Annotated in this window: 17 protein-coding genes; 9 read left to right on the forward strand and 8 right to left on the reverse strand. The window is 69.0% G+C overall.

What is annotated here, in order from left to right:
• The first annotated feature begins 20 nt into the window (after positions 1-20).
• Together flhC and flhD are read left to right on the forward strand one after the other, a co-directional pair.
• A complete protein-coding gene (gene flhC / locus JJ685_RS05050; protein ID WP_201673101.1) occupies positions 21-551 on the forward strand; it encodes a flagellar transcriptional regulator FlhC in 531 nt (176 codons plus the stop codon).
• A 117-nt stretch (positions 552-668) separates the two neighbouring features.
• Positions 669-986 carry a flagellar transcriptional regulator FlhD gene (gene flhD / locus JJ685_RS05055; RefSeq protein ID WP_201673102.1) on the forward strand — a complete coding sequence of 106 codons (318 nt, stop codon included), beginning with the start codon at positions 669-671 and terminating at the stop codon, positions 984-986.
• A gap of 36 nt (positions 987-1,022) precedes the next feature.
• Here flhD and JJ685_RS05060 read toward each other — a convergent pair whose 3' ends face one another.
• Entirely contained in the window at positions 1,023-1,424 is a 402-nt protein-coding gene (locus JJ685_RS05060) for a hypothetical protein (RefSeq protein ID WP_201673103.1), read from the reverse strand.
• Between the two features lie 144 nt (positions 1,425-1,568).
• Between JJ685_RS05060 and JJ685_RS05065 the strand changes: the two genes are divergently transcribed.
• From JJ685_RS05065 to JJ685_RS05075, 3 genes are all read left to right on the forward strand, one after another.
• Complete coding sequence (locus JJ685_RS05065; RefSeq protein ID WP_201673104.1) at positions 1,569-2,801, forward strand: BaiN/RdsA family NAD(P)/FAD-dependent oxidoreductase; 1,233 nt, start codon at positions 1,569-1,571, stop codon at positions 2,799-2,801.
• A 152-nt stretch (positions 2,802-2,953) separates the two neighbouring features.
• A complete protein-coding gene (gene rpsU, locus JJ685_RS05070; protein WP_104301834.1) occupies positions 2,954-3,166 on the forward strand; it encodes a 30S ribosomal protein S21 in 213 nt (70 codons plus the stop codon).
• Positions 3,167-3,245: 79 nt separating this feature from the next.
• Entirely contained in the window at positions 3,246-3,695 is a 450-nt protein-coding gene (locus JJ685_RS05075) for a GatB/YqeY domain-containing protein (protein ID WP_201673105.1), read from the forward strand.
• Positions 3,696-3,865: 170 nt separating this feature from the next.
• On the opposite strand, the gene pmbA is transcribed toward JJ685_RS05075, so the two are convergent.
• Positions 3,866-5,242, reverse strand: a complete 1,377-nt coding sequence (gene pmbA, locus JJ685_RS05080; protein WP_201673106.1) for a metalloprotease PmbA — start codon at positions 5,240-5,242, stop codon at positions 3,866-3,868.
• 63 nt (positions 5,243-5,305) lie between these two features.
• Between pmbA and yjgA the strand changes: the two genes are divergently transcribed.
• Complete coding sequence (yjgA, locus tag JJ685_RS05085; RefSeq protein ID WP_201673698.1) at positions 5,306-5,926, forward strand: ribosome biogenesis factor YjgA; 621 nt, start codon at positions 5,306-5,308, stop codon at positions 5,924-5,926.
• Positions 5,919-6,506 carry a molybdopterin adenylyltransferase gene (gene mog, locus JJ685_RS05090; RefSeq protein WP_201673107.1) on the forward strand — a complete coding sequence of 196 codons (588 nt, stop codon included), beginning with the start codon at positions 5,919-5,921 and terminating at the stop codon, positions 6,504-6,506. The genes yjgA and mog overlap by 8 nt, the downstream gene beginning before the upstream one ends.
• A 151-nt stretch (positions 6,507-6,657) precedes the next feature.
• Here mog and cysE read toward each other — a convergent pair whose 3' ends face one another.
• The 6 genes from cysE to JJ685_RS05120 all read right to left on the reverse strand — a co-directional run bounded on the left by cysE (position 6,658) and on the right by JJ685_RS05120 (position 12,829).
• A complete protein-coding gene (gene cysE, locus JJ685_RS05095) occupies positions 6,658-7,431 on the reverse strand; it encodes a serine O-acetyltransferase (RefSeq protein ID WP_201673108.1) in 774 nt (257 codons plus the stop codon).
• A 26-nt stretch (positions 7,432-7,457) separates the two neighbouring features.
• Positions 7,458-8,183, reverse strand: coding sequence for an RNA methyltransferase (locus tag JJ685_RS05100; protein ID WP_201673109.1), 726 nt, complete (start codon positions 8,181-8,183; stop codon positions 7,458-7,460).
• A 183-nt stretch (positions 8,184-8,366) separates the two neighbouring features.
• On the reverse strand, positions 8,367-9,995 hold the full coding sequence (locus JJ685_RS05105; RefSeq protein WP_201673110.1) for an NAD(P)-binding protein: 1,629 nt from the start codon (positions 9,993-9,995) through the stop codon (positions 8,367-8,369).
• A 2-nt stretch (positions 9,996-9,997) separates the two neighbouring features.
• Positions 9,998-10,999, reverse strand: a complete 1,002-nt coding sequence (locus tag JJ685_RS05110; protein WP_201673111.1) for a thiamine pyrophosphate-dependent enzyme — start codon at positions 10,997-10,999, stop codon at positions 9,998-10,000.
• A 1-nt stretch (position 11,000) separates the two neighbouring features.
• Entirely contained in the window at positions 11,001-12,254 is a 1,254-nt protein-coding gene (locus tag JJ685_RS05115; protein WP_201673112.1) for a transketolase C-terminal domain-containing protein, read from the reverse strand.
• Positions 12,248-12,829, reverse strand: a complete 582-nt coding sequence (locus JJ685_RS05120; RefSeq protein WP_201673113.1) for a 2-oxoacid:acceptor oxidoreductase family protein — start codon at positions 12,827-12,829, stop codon at positions 12,248-12,250. Before JJ685_RS05120 ends, JJ685_RS05115 begins: the two co-directional genes overlap by 7 nt.
• 270 nt (positions 12,830-13,099) lie before the next feature.
• Here JJ685_RS05120 and JJ685_RS05125 point away from each other — a divergent pair, with 270 nt between their 5' ends.
• The gene (locus JJ685_RS05125) at positions 13,100-14,032 is read left to right on the forward strand and encodes an inositol monophosphatase family protein (protein ID WP_201673114.1); all 933 of its coding nucleotides are present in this window, start codon (positions 13,100-13,102) and stop codon (positions 14,030-14,032) included.
• A complete protein-coding gene (locus JJ685_RS05130; protein WP_201673115.1) occupies positions 14,029-15,078 on the forward strand; it encodes a mechanosensitive ion channel family protein in 1,050 nt (349 codons plus the stop codon). The genes JJ685_RS05125 and JJ685_RS05130 overlap by 4 nt, the downstream gene beginning before the upstream one ends.
• Positions 15,079-15,107: the final 29 nt, after the last annotated feature.

Genomic DNA, 15,107 nt, shown 5'->3' on the forward strand with positions numbered 1-15,107 from the left:
GCAGTTCGCGGAGAGGATGGATGTCGCAGAAGAGTGTGTTGCAGGAGGCGCGCGAGGTGCAGCTCGCCGTCCAGTTGATCGAGCTGGGCGCGCGCCTGCAGTTCCTGGAAGCCGAGGTGGACCTCAGCCGGGAGCGGCTGGTGCGCCTGTACAAGGAGATCCGCGGCGTCTCGCCGCCCAAGGGCCTGCTGCCCTTCTCCACCGACTGGTACATGACGTGGATGGCCAACATCCACGCCTCGATGTTCTACAACGTCTACCTGCACATGCAGGCCCATGCCGAAGGGCGGCTCGAGGCACTGATGAAGGCCTTCCGCATGTACCGCCAGCAGGTGCAGGCGCACGGCGACGAGCAGGTGCTGGACTTCACCCGCGCTTGCATGCTGGTGCGCTTCTTCGACAGCCGCATGCTGGACCTGGCCAGCTGCACCCGCTGCACCGGCCGCTTCGTGGTCCACGCCAACGAGGACCGGCGCGATTACGTCTGCGTTCTGTGCCGGCCGCCGTCGCGGGCCGGGAAGAAGAAGTCCAGCCCGGCCCCGGCCGCCTAGCGGCTGTGGTGCGGCTCACGGGAGCTGCCACTGGTCCGGAGCGGGCTGCCTCCCGTCCAGCACGGGAGTTCCGGGCCGAGTAACAGACTGTCACACTCGCGCCCCGGAGACACCAAAATGCCAGCTGCGGACGCGACCAAGGAAATTGCCGACCTCAACCTGACGTACCTGCTGCTCGCGCAGAAGCTGCTGCGGCAGGACCGCGCCGCGGCGATGCTGTGCCTGGGCCTTGGTGCCGAGATGGCGGACGTGCTGGTCGCCATGTCGCTGTCGGAAGTGGTCAAGCTCGCGACGAGCAACTTCGTGCTGTGCGCCTTCCGCCTCGGCGAACTGCCGATCGCGCGCACCGTGATGCAGGACGCCCGCGAGCGCGCGCTGCAGCATGCGCACCTGTCCATCGTGCTGGCGGCCCAGGGCGCCGCGGTGGCCGCCTGAGGCGGCGCCCCGCGCGCCGCCCCTCCCCCTTTCCTTTCAGGGATCCTGGCGGATCACGTCGCGCAGCGTGGCGCCCACCTGGCGCAGCAGCGCGCTGCTGCCGGCGGCCGATCCGAAGCCCGTGAGCTGGGCCAGCGGCGCCCAGCGCAGCAGGTCGCCGTCGGCGAGCTGCTTCTCGATGGCGGCGCGGAAGGTGTACACGTAGCGCCGCGCCTTGCCGGCGCTGCCTTCCGGCGCGCAGCGCAGTTCGGCGCGCAGGGCCATGTCCCTCGGCAGGTCGAGGCCGGTGGCCGCGCCCACCTTGCGGATCTCCTGCAGCAGTGCGTCGGCGCTGATGCCGGGACAGTCGGATTCCTGCTGGATCGCATAGGTGCCGGCCCGGGCCGCACCGCTTGCCGCGCAAGCCAGCGCCAGCAGCAAGATCGAGGCTTTCTTCATTCGCTCTCCTTCTCCACCTTCTGGATGTAAAGAATCGTAGGAGCGGACCCGCGAGAGCAATCGGTCGAACAGGGACCGGAAGGGGGTCCACCTCGCCCGAGGCGGCGCGGAGCGTGAAGGGCTTCACGGCCATAATGCGCGCCCATGTCCGACGCACCCGCCCCTTCCGCTTTCGATGCCGTGGTGATCGGCGCGGGGGCCGCCGGCCTGTACTGCGCCGCCGTGGCGGGGCAGCTCGGGGTGAAGGTGCTGCTGGTGGACCACGCCGACAAGCTGGCGGAGAAGATCCGCATCTCCGGCGGCGGCCGCTGCAACTTCACCAACCGCGATCTCGATCCGCGCGCGCCGCACAAGCACTTCCTGGGCGACAACCCGAACTTCTGCCGCTCGGCGCTGGCGCGCTTCACGCCCGCCGACTTCATCGCGCTGGTGCAGAAGCACGGCATTCCCTTCCACGAGAAGCACAAGGGCCAGCTGTTCGGCGACCGCGCCTCGGAGGACTTCATCCGCATGCTGCAGGACGAGTGCGGCGCCGGCGACGTCGCGCACTGGCAGCCGTGCAGCGTGCGGGAGCTTGCCGCCGACGGCGCGGGGTACGTCCTGCAGACCAGCCGCGGCACCGTGCGGGCGCGGCGCGTGGTGATCGCCACCGGCGGGCTGTCGATCCCGAAGATCGGCGCCAGCGACTTCGGCTACCGAATCGCGCAGCAGTTCGGGCTGCGCGTGGTGCCGCCGAGGCCGGCGCTGGTGCCGCTCACCTTCGACGGCGAGGCGTGGGCGCCGTTCGCGCAGCTCGCGGGCCTCTCGCTGCCGGTGCGCATCGAGACCGGCGAAAAGAAGGACCGCATGGCCTTCGACGAGGACCTGCTGTTCACGCACCGCGGCCTCAGCGGCCCGGCGGTGCTGCAGATATCCAGCTACTGGCGCGAAGGCCAGCCCCTGCGCATCGACCTCGCTCCCGGCGTGGACGTGGCGGGCGAACTGGCGCGTGCCAAGACGCGTTCGCGCAAGCTGCTCGCCAACGAACTCGCGCAGTGGGTGCCGGCGCGGCTGGCCGAGGCGTGGGTGCAGCAGGATCCGGCATGGCAGCGCCCGGTCAACGAAGCCGGCGACAAGGCGCTGCAGCAGCTGGCGCAGCGGCTTTCCCGCTGGGAGCTGGTGCCCACCGGCACCGAGGGCTACCGCAAGGCGGAAGTGACCGCGGGCGGGGTGGACACCCGGGAACTCTCCTCGCAGACGCTCGAATCGAGGCAGGCGGGCCTCTATTTCATCGGCGAGGTGGTGGACGTGACCGGGTGGCTGGGCGGCTACAACTTCCAGTGGGCGTGGGCCAGCGCCCGGGCCTGCGCCCAGGCCCTGGCCGCGACGAACGGCTGAGGTACGTTTCTGCCCATCTTGAAGTACCGGCCGAGAAGGCTATAATCTTGGGCTTTGCTGGCAAACCCCCACCGGCCTGATCGAACCTACAGGTGGGGAACCCCCGGCGGATGTCCTCGATCTTCATCCGCCAACTGAATATTCAGGAAGTCATGACGACCATTCGAGTCAAGGAAAACGAGCCGTTTGACGTGGCGCTGCGCCGCTTCAAGCGGACCATCGAGAAGCTGGGCCTGCTGACCGAGCTGCGCGCCCGCGAGTTCTACGAGAAGCCCACCGCCGAACGCAAGCGCAAGAAGGCTGCCGCCGTGAAGCGCCACTTCAAGCGCGTTCGCAGCATGCAGCTGCCGAAGAAGCTCTACTGAGCCCCGGCGGAACGCCTCTCGAGAAAGCCCGTTGGGGACGCCCGGCGGGCTTTTTTGCTTTGTTACGAGGAAACACGACATGAGCACGCTCAAGGAACGCATCACCGAAGACATGAAGGCCGCCATGCGCGCCAAGGACGCCGAGCGCCTCGGGGCCATCCGCATGCTGACCGCCGCGATCAAGCAGAAGGAAGTGGACGAGCGCGTGGAGCTCGATGACGCGGGCGTGGTCGGCATCGTCGACAAGCTGCTGAAGCAGCGCAAGGACAGCATCGAGGCCTTCGAGAAGGCCAATCGCCAGGACCTGGCCGACAAGGAAAAGGCCGAAGTCGCGGTGCTGCAGGCCTACCTGCCCGCCCGCCTCTCGGCCGACGAGATCGCCGCCGAAGTCCGCGCCATCGTGGCCGAAACCGGCGCCAAGGGCCCCGCCGACATGGGCAAGGTCATGGGCGCCGCCAAGTCCCGCCTGGCAGGCAAGGCGGACATGGGCCAGGTCAGTGCGGCGGTGAAGGCGGCGCTGGCGGGATGAGGCGCGCGGGTCTGATGGGCCGCTAAACCAAACGGCCGAACGCAGAGGGCGCAAAGGAACGCAAAAGACGCAGAAGAAACCTTTAAAGGTATTTTCTGCGTCCTCTGCGAGCTTTTGCGCCCTCTGCGTTCGGCCGTGCTGTTTCCAGGCGGCCCCTTACGAGCCCCAGCTCACGACCCCGCCACCTTCATGCGGTTGATCAGGATCGAGCCCACCGTCTTGGCGCCGTAGTTGTAGACGTCGGCGCCCACGGCCTCGATCCCCTGGAACATGTCCCTGAGGTTGCCCGCGATGGTGATCTCCTGCACCGGAAAGGCGATCTCGCCGTTTTCGACCCAGAAGCCGCTCGCGCCGCGCGAATAGTCGCCGGTCACGTAGTTGACGCCCTGCCCCATCAGCTCGATCACGAACAGGCCCGTGCCCAGTTTCTTCAGCATCTGCACCAGGTCGTCGCCCGGCTCCGTGCGGCGCGAGGTGAAGGTCAGGTTGTGCGAGCCGCCGGCGTTCCCGGTGGTCTTCATTCCCAGCTTGCGCGCCGAATAGCTGCTGAGGAAGTAGCCTTCCACGCGGCCGCCGGCGATCACCTTGCGCGCCTTGGTGCGCACGCCCTCTTCGTCGAAGGCGGCGCTGCCCTTGCCGCGCCGCACGAAGGGGTCCTCGTTGATGTCGATGTGGTCCGCGAACACCTGCTTGCCCAGCGAGTCGACCAGGAAGGTGCTCTTGCGGTACAGCGCGCCGCCGCTGGTGGACTGCACGTACGAGCCCATCAGGCCGGCCGCCAGCGGCGATTCGAACAGCACCGGGCACTGGGTCGTCGGGATCTTGCGCGCATTCAGGCGCGCCAGCGCCCGCTCGGCGGCATAGCGGCCCACCGCCTCCGGCGAGGCCAGTTCCTTGGCCGAACGCATGGAGCTGTACCAGGCGTCGCGCTGCATCTGCTCGGCGCGGCCGGCGATCGGGGCGACCGAGATGGAATGGCGCGAACTCGCGTAGCCGCCGCGGAACCCGTGCGTGTGGGCGCTGAAGAAATGGCTCTGCTGGGCCGAGACGCCGGCGCCCTCGCTGTTGATGATGCGCGCATCGGTGTCGAACGCGGCGCGCTCGCAGCGCAGCGCCAGCTCGGCCGCCTGCTCGCTGGTGACCTGCCAGGGGTGGAACAGGTCCAGGTCCGGCTGCTCCTGCAAGGGCGCGATTTCCTCGGGATCGGGCAGGCCGGCCACCGGGTCCTGCGCGGTGAAGCGCGCGATGTCGTAGGCGGCCTGCACGGTGCGCTCGATGGCCTCGCGCGAGAAGTCCGAGGTGCTCGCATTGCCGCGCTGGCTTCCCACGTACACCGTGATGCCCAGCGACTTGTCGCGATTGCGCTCGACGGTCTCGAGTTCCCCCTTGCGGACCGACACGCTCAGGCCGCAGCCTTCCGAAGCCTCGGCTCCGGCGTCGGTGGCACCCAGCCGGCGGGCATGCTCCAGGGCGGAATCGACCAGTTCTTCGAAATCGGCGCGGCTGTAGCTGAATCCGGATCCGTTCGGTGCGGGAGTCTTGTTCATGGCGGGCTATGATACTTGGCGCTTGTCGGGCACCGACTTCCGCTTTTTCCAGTTACCCGTCGCATGTCCCGCAAACCGAAAAAAGGCTACTACGTCAAAGGTCACTTCGTGGCCGAAGGCAGCGAACTCGATCTCGAACTGCGCGCCGAGCAGACCGGCGGCGAGCCGAGCAAGACCGAGTTGAAGAAAGAAAGCGCCGAACTGCAGAAGCTCGGGGAAGATCTGCTCGCGCTGCGTGCCGACCTGTTCGCGCGCCTCGAGCTCCCCGAAGGACTCGTCACCGCGCTCGACGAGCTCCGGCGCATCACCAATTTCGAAGGGCGCCGCCGGCAGTTCCAGTACGTCGGCAAGCTGATGCGCGGGCTCGATCCCGAGACGCTGCAGGCCGCCCGCGACGCGCTGGACGAACAGCGCGGCGGCTCGGCGCAGCAGACGCTCGCCCTGCACGCAGCGGAGAAGTGGCGCGACGACCTGGTCGCACGCGACGAAGCACTGCAGAACTGGCTGCAGGCGCATCCCGGCACCGACGCGCAGCAGCTGCGCGCGCTCATTCGCCAGGCCCGCAAGGACGGCGCGCCGACGCAGGACGAGGTCTCGAAGGGGCAGGCGCCGCGGCGCGGGCGCGCCTACCGCGAGATCTTCCAGCTCGTGCGCGAGCAACTGGAGCAGGAAGAACATGGCTGACCACGATCCCGTCACCATCGGCATCGTCTCGATCAGCGACCGCGCATCGAGCGGCGTCTACGAAGACAAGGGCCTGCCCGCGCTCAAGGAGTGGCTGGGGCGCGCGCTGCGCAACCCGATCGCCTTCCAGGAGCGGCTGATCCCCGACGAGAAGGAGCGCATCAGCGCCACCCTGATCGAGCTGGTGGACGCGGGCTGCGCGCTGGTGCTCACCACCGGCGGCACCGGCCCGGCACCGCGCGACGTCACGCCCGAAGCGACGCTCGCCGTCGCCGACAAGGAGATGCCCGGCTTCGGCGAGCAGATGCGCCAGGTCAGCCTGCGCTTCGTGCCCACCGCGATCCTGTCGCGCCAGGTCGCCGTCATCCGCGGCAAGAGCCTGATCATCAACCTGCCAGGGCAGCCGAAGGCCATCCAGGAGACCCTGGAGGGCCTGAAGGAAGACGGCAGGCAGGTGGTGCCGGGGATCTTCGCGGCGGTGCCTTACTGCGTGGATTTGATCGGTGGGCCCTACCTCGAGACGGACGACGCGGTGTGCAAGGCGTTCCGGCCGAAGACGGCGATCCGGCAGCGGCCTTAGGCTTCGGGTCAAAACCAGACAGCCGAACGCAGAGGGCGCAAAGGAACGCAAAAGACGCAGAAGAATACCTTTAAGGGTTTTTTCTGCGTCTTTTGCGTATCTCTGCGCCCTCTGCGTTCGGCTGTCTGGTTTGAATGCTCCCGACCGCCACCTACTTCCCCACCAGCTGCGTCAGCTTCTCGGCTTCGAAGGATTCCTTCGTCTGCGCATCCGCCGGCACGCAGTCCTCGCCGCGGCGCTGGCTGGACAGCTGTTCGATCGCCTGCCACAGCAGCGCGATCTGGTGCTCGTGGGAAGAGGCGTTGTCGATCAGGCCCTTCATGGCCTGCGACAGCGGGTCGTCCGAATTCGTCACGCCGTAGGCGGAGAAGCCCATCTTCGCGGCCGCTTCCTCGCGCCGGGCGATGTCCTCGGCCTGGATGATCCGGGCCGGGATGCCCACGGCCGTCGCGCCCTCGGGCACCGGCTTGGTGACCACCGCGTTGGAGCCGATCGCGGCATTGTCGCCCACGACGAAGCCGCCCAGCACCTTGGCCCCGGCGCCGACGATCACGTTGCGGCCCAGGGTCGGGTGGCGCTTGGCGCCCTTGGTCAGGGAGGTGCCGCCCAGGGTGACGCCCTGGTAGATCGTGCAGCCGTCGCCCACTTCGGCCGTCTCGCCGATCACGATGCCCATGCCGTGGTCGATGAAGACGTTGGCGCCGATCTTCGCGCCCGGGTGGATCTCGATGCCGGTGAGCCAGCGCGAGAATTGGGAGATCCAGCGGGCCAGCCAGCGCAGTTCGCGCTGCCACAGCCCGTGCGACAGCCGGTGCAGCAGGATCGCGTGCAGCCCCGGATAACACGTGAGCACCTCCCACTTGCTGCGCGCGGCAGGGTCGCGGTCGAGGATGCACTGGATGTCGGAACGCAGGCGGCTGAACATGGCTCTTCGCGGGTTGCAGCTCTAGTCTAAGGCTTTGCCTTGCGGGCCGCCTCGGACATGGCCTTGGCGACACCGCGCAGGATGTGGATTTCCTCGGGCGTGGGCTGCGCCCGGTTGAACAACTGCTGCAGGCGCGGCATCAGCTTCTTCGGCGCGGCCGGGTCCAGGAAGCCGACTTCCACCAGGGCCTGCTCCCAGTGCCGCAGCATGCCGGCCACGGCCGCGGCATCGGCGGCCGCCGGCGAGGCGGGCGGCGGCGCGTCGAAGCCGCCCAGGGCCATCCGCCACTCGTAGGCGATCACCTGGATCGCCGCAGCCAGGTTGAGGGAGCCGTAGTCCGGCGAGACCGGGATGCGCAGCGCCGCATGGCAGCGGTACACGTCCTCGTTGCGCATGCCGTAGCGCTCGGACCCGAACAGGAAGGCCACGCGCTGGGCGCCGCCGGCGGCCAGCGGGCCCAGGTGCTCGCGCGGGGTGGCGGTGGGCGGGCCGAAGTCGCGCGCCGTCATCACGGTGGCGCAGACGTGCGTCATCCCCTCCAGCGCCTCGTCCAGGGTGTCGACGGCGCGGGCCTTCCCCAGCACGTCGCCGGCGCCGCTGGCCCGCTCGATCGTCTCGTCGCGCGCCAGCACGTCGTCCCAGCGGGGCTTCACCAGCACCAGATCGTCGAAACCCATCACCTTGAGGGCGCGGGCGGCGGCACCGACGTTGCCGGCGTGGCTGGGCTGGATCAGGACGAAGCGGGTGGACATGCCCCGATTGTCCCCGGGCGGGGGTGGCCGGAACGGGCCTCCAAACCGAACAGCCGAACGCAGAGGGCGCAGAGAAGACGCAGCGGACGCAGAAAAATCCTCTAAAGGATTCTTCTGCGCCCTCTGTGAGTCCTCTGCGTCCTCTGCGTTCGGCTGTCTGGTTTTGCTGCTCCTCGAGAAGACCTAAACCTCTTCCGGCCGCATCTCGATAGCGCCGCACGGGCACTCCGAGACGCAGACTCCGCAGCCCTTGCAGTAGTCGTAGTTGAACTGGAAGCGCTTGCCGGGCCCCAGCTTGATCACCGCGTTGTCGGGGCAGACGCCGTAGCAGTTGTCGCACTCGAAGCAGTTGCCGCACGACAGGCAGCGGCGCGCCTCGTACAGCGCGTTGGCCTCGGTCAGGCCGCCCTGCACCTCGTCGAAGCTGCTGGTGCGGCGGGCCGCGTCCAGCTGCGGGCGCATGGTCTTGGGCGCGTCGCTGTAGTACCAGGGGTTCAGGCGCTCGAAGGTGGCGACCGGCGCCTTGGCCTTGGGCTCCAGCTTCGCATCGCGCAGCCAGGCGTCGATGTGGCGCGCGGCCTTCTTGCCGTGGCCCACCGCCACCGTGACGTTGCGTTCGGCCGGCACCATGTCGCCGCCCGCGAACAGGCCGGGGTGCCCGGTCATCATGGTCTGCGGGTCGACCTGCACCACGCCGTCCTTGAGTTCCAGGCCCGGCACGCCGTCCAGCAGCGACAGGTCCACGTCCTGGCCCAGGGCCAGGATCAGCGAATCGGCATGCAGCGTCTCGAACTCGCCGGTCGGCTGCGGCATGCCCTTTTCGTCCAGGCGCATCTTCTCGATGGTGAGCGCGTCGAAATCGGCCTCGCGGATGGTGGACAGCCACTTGACCATCACGCCCTCTTCCAGCGCCTCTTCCACCTCGAAATCGTGGGCCGGCATCTTGTCGCGCGTGCGGCGGTAGACGATCACCGCCTCGGTGGCGCCCAGGCGCTTGGCCGTACGGGCCACGTCGATGGCGGTGTTGCCACCGCCGTAGACCGCCACGCGGCGGCCCAGCAGGGGCTGGTCGCCCTCTTCCATCGAACGCAGGACCTGCACGGCGTCGAGGATGCGCGCCGAGTCCTTGGCCGGGATGAAGGCGCGCTTGGCGATGTGGGCGCCGACGGCCAGGAAGGCGGCGTCGAAGCCGCCCTCGCGCATGGCCTCGTCGATGCGGTCCACCCGCGTGTTCAGCTCCACCTTGACGCCCATCGCCACGATGCGCTGCATCTCGGCTTCCAGCACGTCGCGCGGCAGGCGGTACTTCGGAATGCCGAAGCGCATCATGCCGCCCAGCACGGGACCGGCTTCCTTGACGGTCACGCGATGGCCCAGCCGGCGCAGCTGGTAGGCCGCCGACATGCCGGAGGGCCCGGCGCCGACGATCAGCACGTGCTTGCCGGTCTCGGCCGCGGGGGCCTCGAACTGCCAGCCGCGCTTGATGGCCTCGTCGCCGAGGAAGCGCTCGACCGAGTTGATGCCCACCGAGTCGTCGACCTTGGCGCGGTTGCAGGCGCCTTCGCAGGTGTGGTAGCAGACCCGGCCCATGGTCGCGGGGAACGGGTTGTCGCGCGTCAGGTGGCGCCAGGCGGACTCGTACTCGCCGCTCTCGGCGTGGAACAGCCAGCCCTGGATGTCCTCGCCGGCGGGGCACTGCGCATTGCAGGGCGGCAGGCGGTTGATGTAGACCGGGCGCTCGGTGCGCCAGGAGCCGGTGCGGTTCGCCAGCGAGGAACCGGGGTCGAGGGTGATGGCAAAGGGTTTCTGCATGGTCAGGCCTCCACCTCGTCGAGCAGGCCGAAGCGGCGGATGTTGCGGTCGGCATCGGCCTGGATGCGCGCGATGACTTCGGGCCGGCCGGGCTTGCCGAACAAGTGGGCGAAGCGCTTCTGCGGCTTGAGGTATTCCTCGACCGGCAGGTGGCGGCGGATCTTCGTCACGGCGGTGACTTCGCCGCGCTCCGCTTCGAACACCGGGAAGATGCCGGTTTCGCGCGCCAGCCGCGCCAGCCGGATCGTGTCGTTGCTGGCCGAGCCCCAGCCCAGCGGGCAAGGCACCAGCACGTGGAGGTAGCGGGCGCCGCGCAGCGTCATGGCCTTTTCGACCTTCGCTTCCAGGTCGCGCAGGTCGGCCACCGTGGCCGTGGCGACGTAGGGGATCTCGTGCGCCATCGCGATCAGCGGCAGGTTCTTGCCCTGCCCGAATGTCGCGCCCGGGTCGGTGCCCACGGCCATCGTGGTCGCGGTGCGGGCGGCGGCCGGCGTGGCGGAAGAACGCTGCACGCCGGTGTTCATGTACGCCTCGTTGTCGTAGCAGATGTACAGCACGTCGTCGTTGCGCTCGAACATGCCCGAGAGGCAGCCGAAGCCGATGTCGGTGGTGCCGCCGTCGCCGCCCTGCGCGATCACCCGCACGTCCTGGCGGCCCTTGACCTTCAGGGCCGCCGCGATGCCGGTGCCCACCGCCGCGGTGTTGCCGAACAGCGAGTGGATCCAGGGCAGCTGCCAGGAGGTTTCCGGGTAGGGCGTGGAGAACACCTCCAGGCAGCCCGTGGCATTGGCCGCGATCAGGCGGCGGTCCGTGGCACGCATCGCCGCGTCCACCGCGTAGCGGGCGCCCAGGGCTTCGCCGCAGCCCTGGCAGGCGCGGTGCCCCGAGTTGAGCGAGTTGCTGCGGTCGACGCTCGCCTGCACCGAGCGCTGTTCCGGCGCCAGCAGGCGGTTGCCCACCGTGAAGGTGCCGGTCTGGTAGAACTTGATGGGTTGCATGGCCATGTCAGTGCACCTTTGCTGCCACAGTGCCGACGTCGCGCAGCAGGTTCTCGGCGATCGGGCCGCTGCGGCGCGTCTGGCGTTCGCGTTCGAGCTGGCGGTTGACGATGCGCCAGTCCAGGTCCATGAAGGTCAGCGGCTGCAGCTTGCCGGCGATCGCGTCGGCGAACGTGCGGGCCAGCGAGGCCTTGGTGATCGCGCGGCCGCCCAGGCCGGCGATGACGGTGTAGCCCTGCAGCTGGATGCCGGAGAGCGCCACCCGCACGTCGGTGGAGACGATGCCGCCCAGGCCGACGGAGAAGCTCTTCTCCAGCACGACGACGCGCTTGGCTTCCTGCAGCGCGGCCCGCACGGCGGCGAGCGGGAACGGCCGGTAGGACTGGATGCCCAGCACGCCGATCTTGATGCCGGCCGCGCGCATGTCGTCCACGGTGTCCTTGATGGTGCCGAGCACCGAGCCGAGCGCCACCACGATGGTCTCGGCGTCCTCGCAGCGGTAGGGCCGCACCAGGCCGCCCGAGGCGCGGCCGAAGCGCTCCTCGAACTCCTGCGCGATCACCGGGATGCGCTCCAGCGCCATCGTCTGCTTGGCGTGCGCGAGGTAGCGCACTTCCATGAAGGCTTCGGGTCCGACCATGGCGCCGATCGACACCGGCTCGGTGGGATCGAGCACCTGGCGCGGCTCGTAGGGCGGCAGGAAGGCGTCGACCTCGGCCTGCGCCGGGATGTCGACCCGCTCCACCGCGTGCGTCAGGATGAAGCCGTCCATGCACACCATCACCGGCATCGACAGTTCCTCGCCGAGGCGGAAGGCCTGCAGGTGCAGGTCCGCCGCTTCCTGGTTGGTCTCGGCGAACAGCTGCAGCCAGCCGCAGTCGCGCTGGCTCATCGAGTCGCTGTGGTCGTTCCAGATGTTGATCGGCGCGCCGATCGCCCGGTTGGCCACCGTCATCACGATCGGGAGGCCCAGGCCGGACGCGTTGTAGACGGCCTCGGCCATGAACAGCAGGCCCTGGCTGGCCGTCGCGGTGTAGCTGCGCGCGCCGGCGGCGCTGGCGCCGATCGCCACGCTCATGGCGGCGAATTCGCTTTCCACGTTGATGAACTCGCAGGGCGAGAGCTCACCGCTCTTCACGATCTCGCCCAGGCCTTCCACGATGTGGGTCTGCGGCGAGATGGGATAGGCGCAGATCACCTCGGGGCGGCACAGCGCCACCGCTTCGGCGACGGCACGCGAGCCTTCGATCTGTTTCAGCATGCCTTGAGCTCCTGCAGTTCACGGGTGACGTAGTCGAAGGCTTCGGCGGCGGCGGCCTCGTTGGCCGCGGCCACCTTGCCGGCGAAGGTGTGGCGGATCGCGTGCTGCACGGCGTCGAGCGTCACGATGCCGGAAAGCGCCGCCAGTCCGCCCAGCAGCACCGCGTTGGGCAGCGGGCGTCCCAGGTGGCGCATCGCGATCTCGGTCGCGGGCACAGTCGCCACCCGCTCCGGCTGGAACGTGCGCGAGACCTCGCCCACGCCCAGTTCCTCGAAGCCGCGCTTGCTGTTGATCAGGACGTAGCCGCCCTGCTGGAGGCCCTGGAACACGTCGACCTGGTGCAGCAGGGTCGGGTCCTGCACGATCAGCACGTCGGGCTGCAGCACCGGTTCGCGCAGCCGGATCGGCGTGTCGGCGATCCGGCAGAACGCCACCACGGGCGCTCCCGTGCGTTCCGATCCGAAGGAGGGGAAGGCCTGCGCATGGCGGCCCTGTTCGAACGCGGCGAGGGAGAGCATTTCGGCCGCCGTCACCACGCCTTGGCCGCCGCGGCCATGAAGGCGGATCTGCAACATGGGGATCCTTTAGTTCGTCAGGTGGAAATTGTTTGCACCAAGCGAAAAGTCGCCCTTGACGTGCATCAAGCGGCCCGGTGCCGGCGCGGGCGCACGTGCGAGAAGCATGAGCCCGCTCAAAAACCGAAGGATCAGGGAAACGCGCAGCAGGGGTATTGCCGGACGTCGGCTGCGGCCGACATGCCGCGCCAAGTAAAATCTGGTTATCGTGGCACCCCGCATCGCCGGTGTGCGTCCCGCGCCCCCGTGTGCGCCGCTCTTGAACAACTCATGTCGTCCAACCAGCACCCCATGCTCAACGTGGCCGTCAAGGCCGCCCGCGCTGCCGGCGCGATCATCAACCGCGCCGCGCTCGACGTCGAAGCCGTGCGGATCTCGCAGAAGCAGACCAACGATTTCGTCACCGAGATCGACCACGCCGCCGAGCACGCCATCATCGACACGCTGCTCGGCGCCTACCCCGACCACGGCATCTGGGCCGAGGAATCGGGGCGCGAACACGGGAGGGCGGCGTCCGATCACGTGTGGCTGATCGACCCGCTGGACGGCACGACCAACTTCATCCACGGCTTTCCCGTCTACTGCGTCAGCATCGCGCTGCTCGTGAAGGGACGCGTCGAGCAGGCCGTGATCTACGACCCCACCCGCAACGACCTCTTCACCGCCACGCGCGGCCGCGGCGCCTTCCTCAACGACCGCCGCATCCGCGTGAGCAAGCGCACCCAGCTGAAGGAGTCGCTCATCTCCACCGGCTTCCCGTTCCGGCCGGGCGACAACTTCAACGTGTACCTGCGCATGATGGCCGACGTCATGAAGCGCACCGCCGGCCTGCGCCGCCCGGGCGCCGCCGCGCTGGACCTCGCCTACGTGGCGGCCGGCTACACCGAAGGCTTCTTCGAGACCGGCCTGTCGCCGTGGGACGTGGCCGCGGGCTCCCTGCTCGTGACCGAGGCGGGCGGGCTGATCGGCAACTTCACGGGCGAGGCCGACTTCCTGGAGCAGCGCGAGGTCGTCGCGGGCACCCCCCGCATCTACGGGCAGCTGGTGAAGCTGCTGTCGAAGTACAGCAAGTTCGCCAGCGCCGGCGAGAAGGCCGAGGTGCGGCAGAACACGCCGCAGGTCGTCGAACCCGCGCTGGAGGCGGGCATCCAGGCCGACGACCCGCCGCCCGAAGCCATTCCGCCGCAACCCGCGGGCGAATGAACGGGCTGTCGCCGACGCCCTGGACCGGCACCGCGCTGTTCGCGCTCGCGGCCGTCGTGGCCGCGATCGTCGTGCGACGCCTGGTGCGGACCGTGCTTCTGCGACTTTCCACGGGCCACCCCCTGGTGCACGGCGCCCTGCAGGCGACCGAGCGCGCCGGCGCGGCGGCCTTCCCCGCGCTGGCGCTGCTGCTCGTGTGGCAGGTCGCTCCGGCCGACCTCCCGTTCCTGCCGATCGTGCGGCAGGTGACGGTGCTGCTCTTCATCGGATCGCTCACCTGGTTCACGGTGGCGGTGATCGGCGGATTCGCCCAGGGGGTGATCGAGAAACACCCGGTGGGGGCCGGGGACAACCTGGCGGCCCGGCGCATCCAGACGCAGACCAACGTCCTGAGCCGCAGTGCGCAGGTGGTCGTGGTGATCGCCGGCCTCGCCCTGGCCCTCATGACCTTCCCGGCGGCGCGCCAGGTCGGCGCCAGCCTGCTGGCCTCCGCCGGCGTGCTGGGGATCATCGGCGGCCTTGCCGCCCGGCCGGTCTTCAGCAACCTGATCGCAGGCCTGCAGCTGGCGTTGGCGCAGCCGATCCGGCTGGACGACGTGCTGATCGTCAACGGCGAATGGGGCAACGTGGAGGAGATCACCGGGACCTACGTGGTGTTCCGGATCTGGGACGAGCGCCGGATGATCATCCCGCTGCAGTGGTTCATCGAGAACCCGTTCCAGAACTGGACCCGCACCAGCGCCGACATCATGGGCACGGTGTTCCTCCACGTGGACTACGCCGCCCCGATCGAGGCGATCCGCGCCGAGGCGAAGCGGCTGGTGGAAGCGGCCCCGGAGTGGGACGGGCGCGTGTTCAACCTGCAGGTCACGGACGCCCGGGAGCGGTGCCTGCAGCTGCGGGTGCTGGTCTCGTCCGCCAATGCGGGCAGGAACTGGGACCTGCGCTGCAAGGTCCGCGAGGGGCTGGTGGGCTTCCTCGCGCGGGAGCATCCGCAGGCGCTGCCGCTGGTGCGGAACGAACTGCGGGAGACGCCGGCGGAGTAAGCAGTTCTTCTCCCATCCCGGGGTGGGGG

It is taken from the genome of Ramlibacter monticola, assembly GCF_016722785.1.
Classification (GTDB): Bacteria; Pseudomonadota; Gammaproteobacteria; order Burkholderiales; family Burkholderiaceae_C; genus Ramlibacter; species Ramlibacter monticola.